General features: G+C 47.2%; 13 protein-coding genes. 11 read left to right on the top strand and 2 right to left on the bottom strand.

Annotated features, from left to right (window positions below):
• The first annotated feature begins 9 nt into the window (after positions 1-9).
• The 3 genes from AC4PM4_RS18960 to AC4PM4_RS18970 all read left to right on the top strand — a co-directional run bounded on the left by AC4PM4_RS18960 (position 10) and on the right by AC4PM4_RS18970 (position 6328).
• Positions 10-1779, top strand: a complete 1770-nt coding sequence (locus AC4PM4_RS18960; protein WP_491614284.1) for a sensor histidine kinase — start codon at positions 10-12, stop codon at positions 1777-1779.
• Between the two features lie 116 nt (positions 1780-1895).
• Positions 1896-3557: an ABC transporter substrate-binding protein gene (locus tag AC4PM4_RS18965; RefSeq protein WP_491614285.1), complete on the top strand. Its 1662-nt coding sequence runs from the start codon at positions 1896-1898 to the stop codon at positions 3555-3557.
• Between the two features lie 299 nt (positions 3558-3856).
• Positions 3857-6328, top strand: a complete 2472-nt coding sequence (locus AC4PM4_RS18970) for an EAL domain-containing protein (protein ID WP_491614286.1) — start codon at positions 3857-3859, stop codon at positions 6326-6328.
• Positions 6329-6393: 65 nt separating this feature from the next.
• On the opposite strand, the gene AC4PM4_RS18975 is transcribed toward AC4PM4_RS18970, so the two are convergent.
• Both AC4PM4_RS18975 and yhbH read right to left on the bottom strand, forming a co-directional pair.
• The gene (locus tag AC4PM4_RS18975) at positions 6394-7833 is read right to left on the bottom strand and encodes a SpoVR family protein (RefSeq protein ID WP_063564267.1); all 1440 of its coding nucleotides are present in this window, start codon (positions 7831-7833) and stop codon (positions 6394-6396) included.
• The gene (gene yhbH, locus AC4PM4_RS18980; protein ID WP_053780501.1) at positions 7830-8996 is read right to left on the bottom strand and encodes a sporulation protein YhbH; all 1167 of its coding nucleotides are present in this window, start codon (positions 8994-8996) and stop codon (positions 7830-7832) included. Before yhbH ends, AC4PM4_RS18975 begins: the two co-directional genes overlap by 4 nt.
• 263 nt (positions 8997-9259) lie before the next feature.
• Here yhbH and AC4PM4_RS18985 point away from each other — a divergent pair, with 263 nt between their 5' ends.
• The 8 genes from AC4PM4_RS18985 (at position 9260) to AC4PM4_RS19020 (ending at position 17447) form a co-directional block, all read left to right on the top strand.
• A complete protein-coding gene (locus AC4PM4_RS18985; RefSeq protein WP_063564269.1) occupies positions 9260-10600 on the top strand; it encodes an MFS transporter in 1341 nt (446 codons plus the stop codon).
• A 379-nt stretch (positions 10601-10979) separates the two neighbouring features.
• Positions 10980-12248, top strand: coding sequence for a sulfotransferase family protein (locus AC4PM4_RS18990; RefSeq protein ID WP_491614287.1), 1269 nt, complete (start codon positions 10980-10982; stop codon positions 12246-12248).
• Positions 12245-14176 (top strand): asparagine synthase-related protein, encoded by a 1932-nt coding sequence (locus AC4PM4_RS18995; RefSeq protein WP_072734013.1) that lies wholly within the window; start codon positions 12245-12247, stop codon positions 14174-14176. Before AC4PM4_RS18990 ends, AC4PM4_RS18995 begins: the two co-directional genes overlap by 4 nt.
• A gap of 77 nt (positions 14177-14253) precedes the next feature.
• Positions 14254-14391 carry a paeninodin family lasso peptide gene (locus AC4PM4_RS19000; protein ID WP_170867850.1) on the top strand — a complete coding sequence of 46 codons (138 nt, stop codon included), beginning with the start codon at positions 14254-14256 and terminating at the stop codon, positions 14389-14391.
• Positions 14392-14536: 145 nt separating this feature from the next.
• Positions 14537-15484 (top strand): HPr kinase/phosphorylase, encoded by a 948-nt coding sequence (locus AC4PM4_RS19005; protein WP_491614289.1) that lies wholly within the window; start codon positions 14537-14539, stop codon positions 15482-15484.
• Positions 15481-15780: a lasso peptide biosynthesis PqqD family chaperone gene (locus tag AC4PM4_RS19010; RefSeq protein ID WP_269054983.1), complete on the top strand. Its 300-nt coding sequence runs from the start codon at positions 15481-15483 to the stop codon at positions 15778-15780. The genes AC4PM4_RS19005 and AC4PM4_RS19010 overlap by 4 nt, the downstream gene beginning before the upstream one ends.
• 4 nt (positions 15781-15784) lie before the next feature.
• Positions 15785-16267 (top strand): lasso peptide biosynthesis B2 protein, encoded by a 483-nt coding sequence (locus AC4PM4_RS19015; protein WP_491614290.1) that lies wholly within the window; start codon positions 15785-15787, stop codon positions 16265-16267.
• Positions 16251-17447 (top strand): nucleotidyltransferase domain-containing protein, encoded by a 1197-nt coding sequence (locus AC4PM4_RS19020; RefSeq protein WP_491614291.1) that lies wholly within the window; start codon positions 16251-16253, stop codon positions 17445-17447. The genes AC4PM4_RS19015 and AC4PM4_RS19020 overlap by 17 nt, the downstream gene beginning before the upstream one ends.
• Positions 17448-17450 lie beyond the last annotated feature (3 nt).

Consider the following 17450-nt stretch of genomic DNA (forward strand, 5'->3'; position numbering starts at 1 on the left):
GATGACACCGTGAAGCTCAACTTTTTTAATAATATCCGCCTACGGGATAAAATGCTGATTTTGTATCTTTGCTTTGTACTCGTACCCGTTATCCTGACGAATGTTATTTTCTATCAGGTGACCATAGCGAACGTAAAATCCCAGCGAATGGCTGACCTCTCCAAAGGAATGGAACAGATTCGAAGTCAATTTATGGGGGAAATTCGCAATGCGGCCGATTTTTCCTCAAGCTTTTATACGGACAGTATATTAAATGACATGCTGGATGTGAATTACACCAATCCGGTTCAGTATATCGAAGCCTACGATTCTTATCTTCGCAAAATCCTGAATACCTATTACTCTGGCTACCGCTCCCTCCAAGGTTTGACGATATATGTGGATAACAAAAGTGTACTGCCTTCCGGGGGAGTTGAGTTTCTGACTGAAGAGGTTCGACAGTCCGAGCCATACAGCCTGCTGGCAAACAGTGAACACTCCGCACCCATTCTGATAAGATCCGGACCTGAAGGGAATCGGCAGACGTTCAGCATTTTACGCAAACTCAATTATTATGAAGCTCTTCCCGGCTGGAAGGAAAAGTTCGTACGACTGGATCTGAAGCCGTCGACGATTCGCCAAATTTTCACCAACCTTAATGTACAGGGCAAACTGTATCTGATTAATCCGGCTGGACAAATAGACTACTCGACGGATTCTGGTATCCCATGGTCCAGTCAACTCGTGAATTATAGTGATGTCATGGATCAACAAAGTAAGAAAGAGTTCGAAATGGCCTATCCATTGTCCGGTGAAATGGAGGGATGGAAAATCAACGGAATGTTCGATGAATCCGAGATTTACAAGGAACTGGGCAAACCCAGTCACCTTGTCGTTGTGCTGGCCTGTATCAATCTGATCCTGCCGACCTGGATTATTATCTGGATGACACGCACAATCCACGTGAGGCTGGCTCGAATACTGAAACACATGGAAAAAGTGAAGCATCAGCGATTTGAACCGATCAGACAGCCGGAATCGTCGGACGAGATTGGGCAGCTGACAGCCGAATTCAATCGCATGACGATGACGATCCATCGTTTGATTAACGACGTCTATGTAGCAGACATTCAACATAAAAATTTGGAGTTACAGCGGCGGCATGCCCAATTAAACGCATTGCAGAGCCAGATTAATCCACACTTTTTGTTTAACGCGCTGGAGACCATCCGCATGCGCAGCCTCATGAAAGATGAGGATGAGACGGCACGAATTATTTATCATATGGCTAAAATTTTTCGGAATGCCCTCACCTGGAATCGGGATAAAGTCAGCATACGGGAGGAATTGGAGTATGTGACCTGTTTTCTTGAAATCCAGAAATATCGTTTTGGTCACAAGCTGGATTATACGATTGATCTGGACCCAGAGGCTGCGGATTGTTCCATTCCCAAGATGACATTGTTGCCTTTTGTTGAAAATGCCAGCATTCATGGGATCGAACCACTGAAGGAAGGCGGGGAAATTCGGCTTTGTATTCGACGAACAGGCACAGAACTGATCTGTGTGGTGGAGGATTCCGGGGCAGGTATGACAGAGGACAAAAGAAAGCAGCTACTCTCTTACGTGGAAACGGAAGATTCAATGGGTGATCGCGTAGGTGTACAGAATGTCATCTATCGTCTGAAGCTGATCTACGATAGCCGGTTCCATATTCAGATCGATAGCGCTCCTAGGACAGGCACACGTGTGGAAATTGGTTTACCCCTTGAAGATTCATCCAATCCACCAAAGCATTAAACATTCTAAGGCATAAACCTATAGTTTATCCGGTAAACAAAGTTTGTCATCAACCTTATAATGAGAGTGCTTACATTAGAGGGGGGAAAGAGGGTGCGTTCATATTGGTTAATCACATGCTGAAGCGCTGGCTGCCGGCAGTATTAGCTTTAACCATGGTGACGGCTTGTTCCTGGGGAGGAAGTGAGATTAAACCGGAAGCTGGAGCGGGGGGAGACGGCAAAGTAAGCACAGAGAAAGTGACATTCTCGTATTTTAAAGCGGGTTCAGGCAAGGACATCAATACAAATGAAACCACAATCGGCAAAAAGCTGGAGGAACAAACCGGGGTTAATTTCAAAATTGAATACCTGGTTGGTGATATTAATACCAAAATTGGAACGATGATTGCAAGCAACAAGTACCCGGATGTGATGGTCCCGGATGGGGCTATTGACAAAATCGTGGATGCGGGTGCATTTATTCCTCTCAACGATCTGATTGATCAGTATGGACCCAACATTAAACGGGTGTATGAGTCGTACTACAACCTGATGAAAGAGGAAGATGGTAACATTTATTTTCTGCCCATGAGCGCAGTGGTTGGAAACTATTTGCCTAATCCGAATGTGGATCAAGGTGCATTCTGGATACAGCGGCGTGTATTGAAGGAGGCTGGATATCCAAAGATCACCACACTGGATGAATACATGGATCTGATTAAACAATACGCTGACAAACATAAGGATGAAGGATTGACTGGATTCCTGTCATTGACGTATGATGATAAATTTTTTACGATCACTAATCCGGCCATGCACCTTGCAGGTTATCCGAATGATGGGGCCATTATGGTGGATATGCAGACACAGGAAGCCAAGGACTATGGGCTTACCGAAGAGACCAAACGCTGGATGAAGAAGTTGAATGAAATGAATTCATTAGGGCTGTTTGATAAGTCCTCCTTTGTCGATAACTATGACCAGTATCTTGCGAAAGTGACCCGTGGGAAAGTGCTTGGATTCTTTGATTATGCCTGGCAGGTAGGGCAGGAAATGAACAATCTGAAGGAAGCCGGTAATGACGATTTGCGTTATATGGCACTGCCGATTGTGTACGACGCAAACACCAAGGATCAGTATACTGATCCGCCGAGCTTTGTTAATAACCGGGGGATTGGCATTACCGTAAGTGCAGAAGATCCGGTCCGTATCATCCAATTCTTCGATAACCTATTAACGGATGAGAATCAGATTCTGTCCAACTGGGGGATCGAAGGAGAAACCTACGAAGTGGATGACAAGGGGCGGTTTACGCGCTCTGCGGAAATGATCCGGAAAACAGATTCAGATGAGTTCCGTCAATCGTTCGGATTCAAATATTTTGAGTACAGCTGGCCGCGTTACGGTAATGGATCGACTCTGCCTGACGGTAATTCTGTCGGTGTAGAACGACAACCCGAAGTTGCCCAATTCTCCTATACGGATGGAGATAAGCTCATTCTGGAGAAGTATGGCGTGGAGACGTTCTCTCAACTGTTCGCTGCGCCGGATGAACGTCCATGGTACCCGGCTTGGAGCATTGCTTTTGATCAAGGTTCCCCAGCCCATATCTATGGACAGAAACGTACAGATTTGCAAAAGAAATATGTGCCCAAACTAGTCCTCTCCAGTCCGGCTGACTTTAACAAGGTCTGGGATGAATATGTGAAGGAATTCAACAAGCTCGATGTGAAGGGCTATGAACAGACGATGACCGAAGAAGTTCGCAAGAAGGCAAAACTGGTCCAAGGTGAATAAGGTGGCGAGGAAAGGATGGCATGGAGGGATAAGCGCCTGCAAGGCGCGTGGTGAATGGGAATTCGACAATATTAAACATTCGTTTTATCTGGAAAAAAGTGTTGATTTTCACGTCTGGGACGTTTAGACTATATACATCAATATTAACGGGTTAGAGATGTATGACTTTGGCTTTATAATAAGTCGGTGGTCTCCAGACAAATGATGTGGAGGGAGTGCCTGTCATCCAGACAGCGCACTCGCTTTTTTTTACATTTTGCATACATACAAGGCATTTCCCGGTTGAAAGGACAAAGTGAGTGGAGCACCTACATGGAACGTACAACTTAGAACTGGTTATTTTATCTTACATTATTGCAGCGTCGGCTTCTTATGCAGCGCTTGACCTTGCGGGCCGAGTAAGTCTGGCTAAGGGCATGTCCCGAAATGTCTGGCTTACCTGCGGCGCAGTCTCTATGGGTTTGGGAATTTGGTCCATGCATTTTGTGGGCATGCTGGCTTTTGTTCTTCCCATGCATGTGTCGTATTCCACAGGTGAGGTCTTTCTATCCGTTCTGCTTGCAATCATTGCATCTGGTGTTGCGTTAAATATTGCAGGTCAGCAGTCAGGTAAAATAAGCAAGCTCCTGATCGCAGGGGTGCTCATGACCGCAGGCATTAGCAGCATGCATTACATCGGAATGGCTGCCATGTCGGTTACCATCACATATGAACCAGGCATAGTGTTGTTATCCATCCTGATCGCAGCTTTAGCTTCATTTGCTGCCTTGTGGCTCATGTTTTTCTTCCGGCAGCATCAGTCACGTTATACATGGGTGTACAAGATGGGCAGCGGACTCATTATGGGGCTGGGCATCTCGGGAATGCATTATACGGGGATGTCAGCTGCACAATTTCATCATGCACATGATGCAATGGCTGGTTCGGGGATGCAGATTGAGCCTTCACTTCTTGCGTATCTGATCGCAGCGGGTACTTTTATTGCATTAGGGTTGACCTTGTTCGGTATCTTTATTAATCAGCGTCTAACTCAGAAGGATCGCCGGATTCATGAAAATGAACAGTGGTATCAAGCCTTGTACGAAAACCATTCAGATGCCATTATTTCGGTGGATAAGCAAGGGGCTATCAAGGGGATTAATGCTGCAGTCACACGTATTACAGGATACCAGGAAAGAGAGATCATACATCATTCTATTGATGAGATTTCACAGCATGTTGATATTCATTGGGCAAGTGAAATGCATCATGTGGAATGGGATGATGATAGCCGTGAGCAGCAGCATTTCATGGGCAAAATGAAAAACGTTCAGGGAAATCTTCTTGATCTAAGTATCGCTGTAGTACCTGTACTGATTGATGGTAAACATCAGGGAAGCCATATTCTGATTAAAGACGTCACCGAGGAGAAACAGGCTCAGGAAAGCATCCGCCATCAGGCTCTGCATGATCCGCTGACCGGGCTCCCTAATCGACGCAAGCTGGATGATGTGCTGGAGAGCACGATCGCGACTTCGGGGGCAGCAGGAAGTTCATTTGCGGTTATGGTGATGGATATTGACCGTTTCAAAATGATTAATGACTCTCTGGGACATTCCATTGGAGATATGTTTCTTCGAGAAGTGAGCAGCAGAATTATGAGTGCAATCCAAGATTCAGACCCGAACGCGACGGATAATGTCATGCTTGCTCGTATGGGGGGCGATGAATTCACACTGGTTGTTACCAATGAGCAGGGGAATGAAGAACGGGTGGCCGAACTGGCCGAACGGATTGTTCGAGCGATTCAGCTACCTTATCGATTAAAGGAAAATGACTTTTACGTTACAGCCAGCATCGGGATCGCAATGTATCCGTATCATGGAACAGGAGCGGATGCGTTGTTGAAGCATGCAGACTCTGCCATGTATGAAGTCAAGAAAAACGGCAAGAACGGTTTTCAGTTTTACACGGCCCAACTGGATTCGGAGCTGTATGAACGAATTGAACTGGAAGGGTATTTGCGCAAGGCACTGGAACGAGATGAGCTGGTCTTGTATTATCAACCCCAGATACGTACAGAAGACAGCCGTATGATCGGCGTGGAGGCTTTGATTCGCTGGAATCATCCAGACAAAGGCGTTCTGTCTCCGAATGTGTTCATTCCACTAGCTGAGGAGACAGGCCTGATCTATGAGATCGGGAACTGGACATTGCGCGAAGCGTGCAGACAGATGAAACTTTGGCATGCCAGTGGCGGTCCACTCATTCCGGTATCCGTTAACTTGTCTAGTCAGCAGTTTCATCAATCCAACCTAGTGGAGCAGGTCAAAAATGCACTCACGGAGACGGGCCTCGATGCCCGCTATCTTGAATTGGAAATTACAGAGAGCATGATGATGGATGCATCCGTATCCACAGGTATTCTGAATGAACTTACAGCGCTTGGAGTCAAAATCAGCCTGGATGATTTCGGGACAGGATATAGCTCGCTGAGTTATTTGAAGCATTTTCCAATTCATAAGTTAAAGATTGACCGTTCCTTCGTGACGGATATTACGGAGAGCCGGAGTGATCAGGCGATTGTGGCCACGATCATATCGATGGCTCAAAATCTGAAGATGGAAGTGATCGCGGAAGGGATCGAGACGAAAGGACAGCTGGATATTCTGATGCAAAATGATTGCCGCGAAATTCAGGGATATTATTTCAGTCGTCCATTGCCGGCAAGCGAAGTGGAGCATGACTTTTTTGTGCCACTGCGGCTGCATGGAACTCCATCGATTCTCTAAGTTCACTGAAATGCCAAGCGGCAAGTCCCCGCCTTATGCCAGGGACTTGCCGCTTTTTTGTGTTCTTATGATAAAAACTTGCGGTGGTGCTTCTTGCCATCATATGTGAACCAGATCGGTTTATCTTCCACCCGTGTTTCCACATGGACGGTACGCCCCCAAAGCCGGTACAGATAAGGCAGGGTCCGTTCCATATACTTCAGATCCAGCTCGATGCCCTCGTATTGATGCTTGAGCACGAGTTCTCCGGTGCGCAGGTAATCGGCGTCCTGAACGACGAGATACGGAGAACCACCGTTGATGCGTGAAAATACAAGCTGATCCCGTATGTTTTGCCAGGACTTGTCGGTAATTTTCCAGTCCGGGCCCTTTTTCTCGAATACGTAGAGGTCGAGGTCTTCGGTTAATTGCTTGGTCATGTAGTTGCGGATAAATGAGGTATCGGAATCGAATTCGCGTACCTCAAACATTTTGGCACGACCCTGCCCTGGTTGACGCCCAAAACGTTCTCTTTCTTCGCGGGACGGGTTATCCCAGCGACGTTCAATATCTTCGAATATTTTCAGCCCTAAATAGTAGGGATTCAAACTTTGCTTGGATGGCTGCACGACGGAAGAGTTCAATTTGGCAAATTCAATCGTATCCTCACTGTTCAGGTCCAGCTCCCGTATAATACGTTGATGCCAGTAGGAGGCCCAGCCTTCATTCATAATTTTCGTTTCCATCTGCGGCCAGAAATAGAGCATTTCCTCACGCATCATACTCATAATATCCCGCTGCCAATCGGTCAACACTTCGGAAAATTCCTGGATAAACCACATGACATCCTTTTCCGGTTCTGGTGGGAAGTGATGCACTTGTATTCCCTCCGCAGGTGTTTCCTCGGGCTGGGTATCATCAAGGGACCACAAGTCATCATAGCGACCTTCCGGCTTTGGCGTTTTCTCCCCACGCTGCTCCCGCATTTTCATCTCCATATAACGTTGTTTGTCCAAATGGCGGGGTTTGATCAACTGTGGATCAACATGTTCCTGAATCGCAATAACGGCATCGATGAACGCTTCAACAGCCTCTGTACCATATTCCATCTCATAGTTGCTGATCCGATCAGCCGTCGCGGCCATGCTCTCCACCATATTACGATTCGACTTGGAGAAGCGAGCATTGTTTTTGAAAAAATCGCAGTGAGCCAGCACGTGTGCGACAATCAGCTTGTTCTGGATCAGCGAGTTGCCATCCAGCAGGAAGGCGTAACAAGGGTTGGAATTGATTACGAGCTCATAAATTTTACTGAGTCCAAAATCATATTGCATCTTCATTTTATGAAAAGTCTTCCCGAAGCTCCAGTGACTGAACCGGGTCGGCATACCATACGCTCCAAAGGTATAGATGATATCGGCAGGGCATATTTCATAACGCATCGGATAATAATCCAGGCCGAATCCATCGGCAATCTCCATAATCTCGGCAATGGCGTATTCAAGGTCGCGGATTTCATCTGTCATCTTACGCTACCTCCTTCCCGTTTCTGGAAAAAGCTGCGCAAAGCTTTATACACTTCGCCTTTTTCTTTGATCACATAATACATGAACTGGTCGATCTTGATATGACGATAGGCGGACATCAGTGTGCTGCTGCGATTGTATTGGTTCACCTCGCCATAACCAAACATGTTGCTGCGCTTCATCAGCTCACCAATCAGTTTGACACACCGCTCATTATCCGAGGTCAGGTTATCTCCGTCCGAGAAATGGAAAGGGTAGATGTTGTAGCTGGAAGGCGGATAACGACTATCAATAATTTCCAGTGCCTTCATATATACAGAGGAGCAAATGGTGCCTCCACTTTCGCCGCGGGTGAAAAATTCTTCCTCGGTCACTTCCTTGGCTTCGGTATGATGGGCTAGGAAAACAATCTCAACCTTCTCATACTGACGGCGGAGGAAACGGGTCATCCAGAAGAAAAAGCTGCGTGCGCAATATTTCTCAAAGGAGCCCATGGACCCGGAAGTGTCCATCATGGCGATAATGACTGCATTGGACTGTGGAATGATTTTGTCTTCCCACGTCTTGTAACGCAGATCATCCGGACTGATATGGTGAATACCCGGATTGCCGGTAGTGGCGTTGCGGCGCAAGTTCTCCAATATGGTGCGTTTCTTGTCAATATTGGACTGCATGCCTTTTTTGCGAATATCGTTGAATACCACTGTATGTGTCTCAATCTGATCCTTGTCTTTTTGCTTCAGATCCGGAAGCTCCAGTTCCGCAAAAAGCATATCTTCCAATTCCTCGATGCTCACCTCGGCTTCAACAATGTCATGCCCGGGCTGATCTCCGGCCTTTTCACCTTTGCCTGGTTTCTTCGAAGCGGGATCACGACCAATGACATCCCCGACCTGACTGTCACCGTCTCCCTGCCCCACATGTTTTTGCTTTTGGTAGTTATACACAAAACGGTACTCATCCAGACTGCGGATTGGTACCTTGATGATTTGTTGTCCATCGGACATAATGATGTTTTCTTCAGTAATCAAATCAGGCAGATTCTGCTTGATGACATCTTTAACCTTTTGCTGATGGCGTTGCTGGTCCTGGTACCCTTTGCGGTGAAGCGACCAATCTTCCCGGGATACGACGAACGAGTAAGGCTGGTGTGAATTTGACATGTAGGCACCCCCCATTGATTACGCGGCACAGTTTGGCCTGTCGGTAATTAAGTATATTCACGGGCGGGGACGATATGTGATGAGTGAGTAGATAAAATGATACAATTACGCGAGTTTGCCTTCCGGGATCAACTAAAATTGTACAGATCGTCCGGAACTTTTTTACAGAAACGATGAACAAGTGTGACGAACTTCCTTTACAATAGGGACAAGGTGTTTACTTGGCATCCCGTTGAGGGATGTGTGCAAAGGAAGGATCCCATTTGAATAAACGGGCAGTTAAGGCATGGATTATGTATGATTGGGCCAACTCGGCCTATGCGACGACGGTACTTGCAGCCGTTCTTCCCGTCTTCTACGCTTCCGTGGCTGCAGCTACACTGGATACAGATACTGCAGCATCATATCTGGCGTACACCCATTCCATCGGCATGTTATGTGTAGCGCTGTTAACCCCTTTGCTGGGGACATTAGCGGATTTATCGGGGCGCAAAGGTGATTTTCTGCGAGTATTCTCCATCATTGGCATCGTTGCAACACTCGGATTCAGCTTCATTGGGGAGGGAGACTGGCTGCTCGCTTCTGCACTGCTGGTCATTTCGACAATCGGTTTTGCGGGTGGTAACACGTTCTATGATGCGATGCTGCCTGATCTGGTATCAGCGGACCGAAGAGATATGGTCTCCTCTAAAGGCTATGCTTATGGTTATATTGGTGGAGGATTGTTGCTTGCGATCAATATGCTCATGATTCAGCAGCCTGGGTGGTTTGGGATGGCGAGCACACTTGCGGGAACAAGACTTGCTTTTATCTCCGTAGCGTTGTGGTGGTTGGTATTTTCCATTCCGTTATTCCGCCATGCACCACGCCGTCCTGCAGCACCGGACATGCCCAAGTCATGGAAAGCATATGCCGGTGTGGGCGTGCGCAGACTTGGCCAAACTTTTCGCCAGATCCGGCGTTTTCCGCAGCTGATGCGCATGCTGGTTGCTTTCTGGTTTTTCAATGATGGCATTAACACGATTATCCTGATGGCAACGATTTATGGAACAAGCATTGGGATCGGGACAGCAGATCTGATGCTTGCTTTGTTACTGACCCAGTTTATCGGATTTCCTTGTACATTGCTGCTGGGGGCATGGGCACAGCGTTGGGGCGCGAAGCAGGTGTTGATGATAAGCTTGTCCATTTACATATGCATCGTTATCTTAGGATATTTCATGACATCTGCCATCCATTTTTATCTGCTCGCTGGGCTGGTTGGCGTAGTGCAGGGCGTAAGTCAATCGACAGCGCGTTCTTTGTTTAGCAATTTGATGCCTGCTGGCAGAACTGGAGAGTATTTTGGATTTGTGAATATTACAGGCAAATTTTCTTCCATTTTTGGGCCGTTTGTATTTGGTTGGGTAGGCCAATTAACAGGGTCAACCCGTTGGGGGATTCTGTCTCTAATTTTCTTTTTCGCTGTGGGGATTGCAGTGCTAGTGACTGTGAAAGTGCAGCAGGGGATGTCGGATGCGATTCAGGCGGATCAGGAAGAAGGGCAGGGATGGATGCATCGTCCCATATCGGGGAAAAGCTCAGAGGCAAGATCGACTGGATGAGTAGTTATTAACCTTTTATAGAATGTTCATCATTAATAATAGTAGCTCCGTGGGCCTGTTTATTCGTAAACTGCTCTGGAGCTTTTTCATGTTTATGCAACAGTTATAGATGTTGAGGGTCATAGAATAAGTATAAGTGCTTAAACGACAGAGAACAGAATAGAGTGGATAGAAAGATATTATGAAAAGGTGAAAATAAAAGATTGACATGATACATTTTGTATCATAGAGTAAAAGTATGAATACATATCGTATCTAAAAATTGTCGAAAGTACATCATCCATATTACCTATTCCCAAGTAGGATTATTAGCGGATTTTGATATAAAGAGCTATACCAACTGCATGCTTATTTTAATTTTACAGAGGAGAGGCTGCCATTGGTAGATGTTCATGGTAACGGACTTGTCTTACTACTATGTGTACCTCGCAGTGGAAGTTCGCTATCCACCGTGATGCTGCAAAATCACAGCCGTGTATTTGCCACACAGGAGATGTGGTTTCTGATGAATCTTGTAGATTTGCAGAAGGCTGATTCCCACCCCTATGGTGGAAGTGCAATTATCCGTCAGTTTTACAGCGCTATGGTATCAGACGAAGGTTTTGAGAAGGCGTGCAGAAGCTTTGCTCTTGAAATCTATAACGGATTTCTGGAGGGGAGTGGGGCAGACTTCATCGTAGATAAATCTCCTCGTTACTATTATATGCTGGAATGGCTTGATCGCCTGTTTCCACAGTCCAAGCGCATTCATCTCCAGCGTAACCCCCTTGCCATAGCTGCTTCCTACAAAAAGGTAAACCGCCATACAGGAGAAGGATTCGAACTGATTGGCAGCTTGCAGAGTCCGAACCTTAATATGAAAGCAGTTGATCTCACACTGGGTATGCTCCGTTTGAACGATTATTTTGCGGACAAACACACGAATGCCTATGAAGTTCAGTACGAACAACTTGTCTCCAACCCTCGGGACGAAATGGAAAAGCTATGCGGTTTTCTTGGCATCGGATATGAAGAGGGAATTGAGCAATATGGACGCTTTGTGGACAGTACAAAGTCCAATATGTTCTATAGTATGGGTGTCGGTGATCCATTTCTGTCCTCGCATCAGGAAGCTCATCAAGATTCTGTTAACAACTGGAAAAAAATACTCAATCCACAGGAAGTTGAATTCTATTGCCGAGTGATAGGCGCAGATCTGTTCCATCGGATGGGCTACAGTGAACAGCTCGAAGAAGCCGAGCGATGGACGGGTGTACGTTACGAAGCTGGCCCGGATGAGGAAGTCATATCCAAGTTAACGCGTCAATTCTCCGAAGCAACGGGCAGCAGCTGGCAGCAAGGTTACCGGATGCAGCCGGTAGACCTAGTGAGCAATACTCCAGATGAAAACAGGGATAATCAGGCAGCGAATGAACCCGATGCAATTGACCCGACACTGGCCGCATTGGCAACGATCAGGCAGTTGGAAGCCGCATTACGTGCAGCCGATAATCGGCTGGAGCGAGGGTACAGTGAGCGGGAACGATTGAAGGTACAGCTTGCCTCTGCTCACAGTAAGATTCAGCGTATCAAATCCTTGATTCCGTTTGGTAACCAGATAAGCGCCTGGGCTTCACAGCGCAAGATACTCCGGGGAGGAAAGTCATGAGCGCTATAGCAGGAATTGTTCACACCGATGGTCAGCAAGCGTTGTGGGAGGACAGTTGGCGCCTATATGCCAGTCTAGGCCACGTTCCGGCGGATACAACGGGGGTCTGGAAAGGAAATGAAGCTTTTCTGAGCTGCCACGCCCAGTGGATTACGCCGGAGTCGGTCAGCGAGCAATTGCCCTTATATGATGAAGTGAGCGGTCTGACTATCACGTCGGATGCCATTTTGGATAATCGGGAGCAATTGGCAGACCAAATGTCCATATCAAGAGCGGAGTTAGCAGGATTGTCGGATAGTGAACTGATCCTGCGAGCCTATCTGCGGTGGGATGAACATATGGCAGAGAAACTGCTTGGCGATTTCGCCTTCGCAATCTGGGATGATCGCAAGCGCAGACTCTTCGCTGCCAGAGATATTACGGGCATGAGATCCTTTTATTTTCGGCATGATGGTGAGCGGTTTGCCTTCTGTACTTTAATGAATCCGTTGCTGCAATTGGAAGGTGTACATAAAGAACTGGATGAGATCTGGTTGTCCGAATTTCTTGCCATTCCCGACATGCATGACTCAGCAGATATCCATTCTACCGTCTATCGCGGAGTGAGCCAGCTGCCCCCTGCCCATACGCTTAGCTTCAGGGATGGAAGGCTGGAACAGAAACAATATCATCGCTGGGACGAAGTGGAGCCTTTACGGCTCAAGTCCGATGGGGAATATGTAGAAGCATTCCGCGAGGTATTTGGTCAAGCTGTTGGATCGCGTTTGCGAACGCATCGACAGGTGGCTGCTGCTTTAAGCGGAGGGCTGGATTCCGGAGCTGTGGTTGGATTTGCCTCAGGAACACTGCGGAGACAGGGAAAAACGTTAAATGCGTATAGCTATGTTCCGGTGCCTGACTTCACGGATTATACATCGAAAACACTGTTAGCAGATGAACGACCGTTTATCCAGTCTACGGTTAATCATGTGGGTAATATCACAGAGAATTATCTTGATTTTGAGGGGAGAAGCCCACTTAGTGAGGTAGACACCTGGCTTGATATTATGGAAATGCCTTATAAATACTTTGAGAACTCCTTCTGGATTCGTGGTTTTTATGAAAAAGCGAGCCAGCAGGATGCAGGCATTCTACTGACTGGAGCGCGGGGCAACTTCACGGTCTCCTGGGGCCCAGCACTAGATTATTACGCCAGTTTGCTAAAAAGCGGACGTTGGTTCCGGTGGCTCCGGGAAATGCAGCAGTACAGTGAACGAACCGGAATGAAGTTCTCACGAATTGCCAAAATTACGGGCCGTAAAGCGTATCCGGAATTGTTTAAATCCATGTCAAAGGGAGCTGCCCAAGCCGCATCGGTGCAATTAATCCATCCGGAGTTTGCTAGAAGAACAGGCGTATTGGATCGGCTCAAATCAATTATCGTTCTGCAAGGTGGTGCGCAGGCAGATGCGCTCAAAGTACGGGCAGAGAAATTCAACAACCTGGCCATTGCGAACAAAAATGGTGCTGTCGCCACCAAATGCTCCCTTCGTTATCGGGCGTGGGAGCGTGATCCTACGAGTGACGCCAGAGTGATTCGTTTCTGTCTGTCTGTACCGATTGAACAATATGTTAATCAAGGAACGGACCGTGCTTTGATTCGGAGGGCTACATCGCCTGAGCTGCCTGACAAAGTGAGGTTAAACCAGCGAGTGCGCGGTGTTCAGCCCGCGGATTGGTTGCACCGCATGATTCCCAATTGGGGTGATTTTACTGCCGAATTGCGTGCGTTATGTTCTGACAGCCGGGTCGCTGGCATATTGAACACAGAGCGAATCAAGTCCGCACTTGCGAATTTTCCAAACCCTCGGCCGGAGCTTGCTTCCCACCCCGACTTGCGGTTGATGATGCATAGCCTGATCGTGTATCGATTCATCCGAAAGTTCTGATGTAGCTAGTGGGCGTAGCGATATGAACCGGGTTACAGGTTCATTAATCAGTTGACTCACGAGAGGAGGTGAACACGATGCAAATGGAAAAAAAGGAATGGCAAGCACCAGCACTGGAAGTATTGGAAGTGAACCAAACGATGGCAGGAGTAGGTTACAGACAGATCGACTGGGTTACTGTCCACGATGCTGATCTCTACGATCCAACTTCCTAAGTTGTTTAGTTTTAACATGTGCCATCATACTTAGAAGGGCGGAAAGGGCAATATTCCAACTTTTCGCCTCCGCCCTTATATTGAGCATTACGAATATAAGGGCTTTTTTTACTTACATGCAGAATTGCGAAGGAGGAGTCATTCATTGTTGCCTGTGCAGTATAAAGCGTATGACTTGTCTTGGTTGAGCCAATTCCCGATGCCTGAACTCCAAATCGTACAGAACGATACAGATTCTCTAGCTGCCTATACGGACGTACACATTGAAATAGCTGATTTGGCGGCACAGTGGGAAGCGTGGGATGTGGGGAGTGATAACTTTGTATCCCGGAATGGCAGTCTTTTTTTTCGGATCGAAGATACAGGTCTGTTTCTCATGGAACAAGGACGCCGTATCGTGGTATCCCCTCAAGTGGGAGCAGATGACAAAAAGGTTAGATTATTTGTGCTGGGCACATGTATGGCCGTCATTATGATGCAGCGCGGCATTCTTCCGCTCCACGGAAGTGCGGTGGTCATTGATGGTTGGGCTTATGCATTTGTTGGACACTCGGGTGCAGGCAAATCCACTTTATCAGCTGCACTTGCCTCACGCGGCTTTCCACTCTTAACGGATGATGTCGTGGCACTGACATGGGATGCAGGAGGAAGAGCAATCGTATCACCGGGTTATCCGCAGCAAAAGTTATGGCAGCCTAGTCTAGACGGATTCGGCATGAAGGAACAGGATTACGCAACGGTTCATGCGGAGATTACGAAATACGCGATACCGGTTCAGCACTATTTTCATGATAGACCTGTTCCGCTTGCGGCTGTGTTTGAACTTGATCCGAAACCGGAAGAGATGCTGAAACCCGTACAGCTGAAGGAAGTTGCCGGATTGGAACGCCTTCACATGCTGTGCTCTCATACATTTCGTAGTGGACTTGTTTCCAGGCAGGGTCTGGCACAATGGCTGTTCGAGACGGTTTCACGGCTGTCCGCCGGTATTGAAGTTTTTAGAATCACGAGGTCAGGCTCTGATTTTACGGCATTTGAGATGGCTGACCGAATTACAGAATATGCGCGCAAAGGAGTGTATACGGGACAATGACAGCAACGAAGCCAATGAATGGGGAAGACCGTGTGTTGCGTAAGGAAGGCAATCTTGTCAGTGACATGGGCGGGGAAAAAGTCATGATGAGCATCCATAACGGAAAGTACTATAATCTGGGCAGCACGGGTGGACGAATCTGGGATCTGATCAGTGAAGAACGAACATTGACCGAATTGGTTGAAGTGTTAGCCTCAGAATATGAGATTGAACTAGACCTATGCCGTGAGCAGGTTATTCAATTTCTTGAGCATCTGACGCATGAAGGATTAATTGACGTTACCCGCGGAGAGTAGAGCCATGTTGCGAAAAATAAAAGCATATCGTTCATTGCCTCGTGAAATTCGTGGATTGGTATGGGAAGCCTATGTCCACCTTGGATGGGCACGAATACTAAAGGCGATGCCTTTTGCCAAGATTGCTCCTGGTCTCGGTACACCGATGTACGAAACACCGATGACGGGACTCATTCGAAGTGATGTGACGACAATACGAAATATTTCTAAAGCTATACTCATTGCCAGCAGGTATACATTATGGGAGAGTCGTTGCCTTGTCATGGCAATTGCAGCGATGAAGATGCTGGAACGCCGTAGAGTGGAGAGTACTCTATATATGGGTACTGCACGGAATAAACAAGGCCAAATGATGGCTCATGCATGGCTGCGCAGTGGGAAATTGATTGTGACCGGAGCAGATACAATGGACCAATATACGGTTGTCGGGGTGTTTGGCAAGCGGTGTCCTGAGAAGGGAGCTGGGGAGATTGTTTACGATTCATGAGTGGGAACAATATACAGCGGATTTTCCGCAGGAGCTTAAGCTGATTTTGAGCATGATTAAAGGCGATCTAACAGCAATAACCCCTGAGGATGCCCAAATACGGATGAAGGACATGGACTGGCAGCTCTTTTTGCAGCTTGCCCATCATCATCGACTGTACTCTGTACTCTATCTGAACATAAAAGAGTTGGATTCAGCGCTTATTCCCGCTTTTGTAGTGGAAAACCTGAAGCAGCAATATACAGCCAATACGTTCCGCATGTTACATCTGACTGCCGAAATGGAGCAGGTGTGTGGTGCTTTTCGTGAACGAGGCATACGGAATATTACGCTCAAAGGGCCTGCGCTGGCACATGATCTATACGGAGATATTTCGTTGCGGACCTCTAAAGATCTGGACATTCTCATTCCCTTTGATGATGTGGAGTTCGCGGAAGAGATTCTTGAATCACTTGGTTATGAATCAAAGGAAGGCAAGAGAACACCAACTGTTGCCAGCTGGAAATGGCGGGAACATCATATCTGTTACAAACACCCGGTCAAAAGAACCCAAGTCGAGATCCATTGGCGTCTTAATCCGGATTCCGGAAGAGAAACCGATTTTGAATTACTGTGGAAACGCAGCCGATTCAGCACCTATACCCAGACGCCTGTCCGTATGCTGGAAAGGGAGGATCTGTGGACATATTTGGTGACGCACGGCGCAAGACACGGGTGGTTCAGAATGCGCTGGTTACTGGATATCGACCAGATGATTCGCAATATGCCACTGGATGTCAAAAAAGTGGAGCGACGCCTGAAAGCAGAAGGCAGATTATCTATCGGTTCACAAGCTCTTCATCTGGCTTCGGTATTAATGGACACCCCTTTGGATGCCAATTATCTTGCTTTATTGTCTGCTCACGAACGTGCGGGAGAGAAATTAGCCAGACGCGGCGTAGTGTTCATGAATGAGATGATTGAGAGCCCGGCAGATGTAAAGAGTTATCGTTCCTATCTATTCGCACTGCGAAGCACAAGGCAGAAGCTGTTTTTCTTCATCGAACGTTTGTATCCGAGTACCTGGGATGTAGACCAACTACCACTTCCGCGTTCATTGCATTTTTTGTATTTTCCGTTACGTCCGTTTCTCTGGTTCTGGCGGCGAATCAAAAGGAACACGATGACGGAGAGGGGATAACGT

This window comes from Paenibacillus sp. MDV22-iso6 (assembly GCF_058408365.1).

Bases quoted from the DNA above. Each gene is read 5' to 3' on its own strand.
- yhbH (WP_053780501.1), bottom strand. From the start codon at position 8,996: ATGTCAAATTCACACCAGCCTTACTCGTTCGTCGTATCCCGGGAAGAT.
- AC4PM4_RS19015 (WP_491614290.1), top strand. From the start codon at position 15,785: ATGTTGCGAAAAATAAAAGCATATCGTTCATTGCCTCGTGAAATTCGT.
- AC4PM4_RS19010 (WP_269054983.1), top strand. From the start codon at position 15,481: ATGACAGCAACGAAGCCAATGAATGGGGAAGACCGTGTGTTGCGTAAG.
- AC4PM4_RS19000 (WP_170867850.1), top strand. From the start codon at position 14,254: ATGCAAATGGAAAAAAAGGAATGGCAAGCACCAGCACTGGAAGTATTG.
- AC4PM4_RS18995 (WP_072734013.1), top strand. From the start codon at position 12,245: ATGAGCGCTATAGCAGGAATTGTTCACACCGATGGTCAGCAAGCGTTG.
- AC4PM4_RS18975 (WP_063564267.1), bottom strand. From the start codon at position 7,833: ATGACAGATGAAATCCGCGACCTTGAATACGCCATTGCCGAGATTATG.
- AC4PM4_RS18965 (WP_491614285.1), top strand. From the start codon at position 1,896: ATGCTGAAGCGCTGGCTGCCGGCAGTATTAGCTTTAACCATGGTGACG.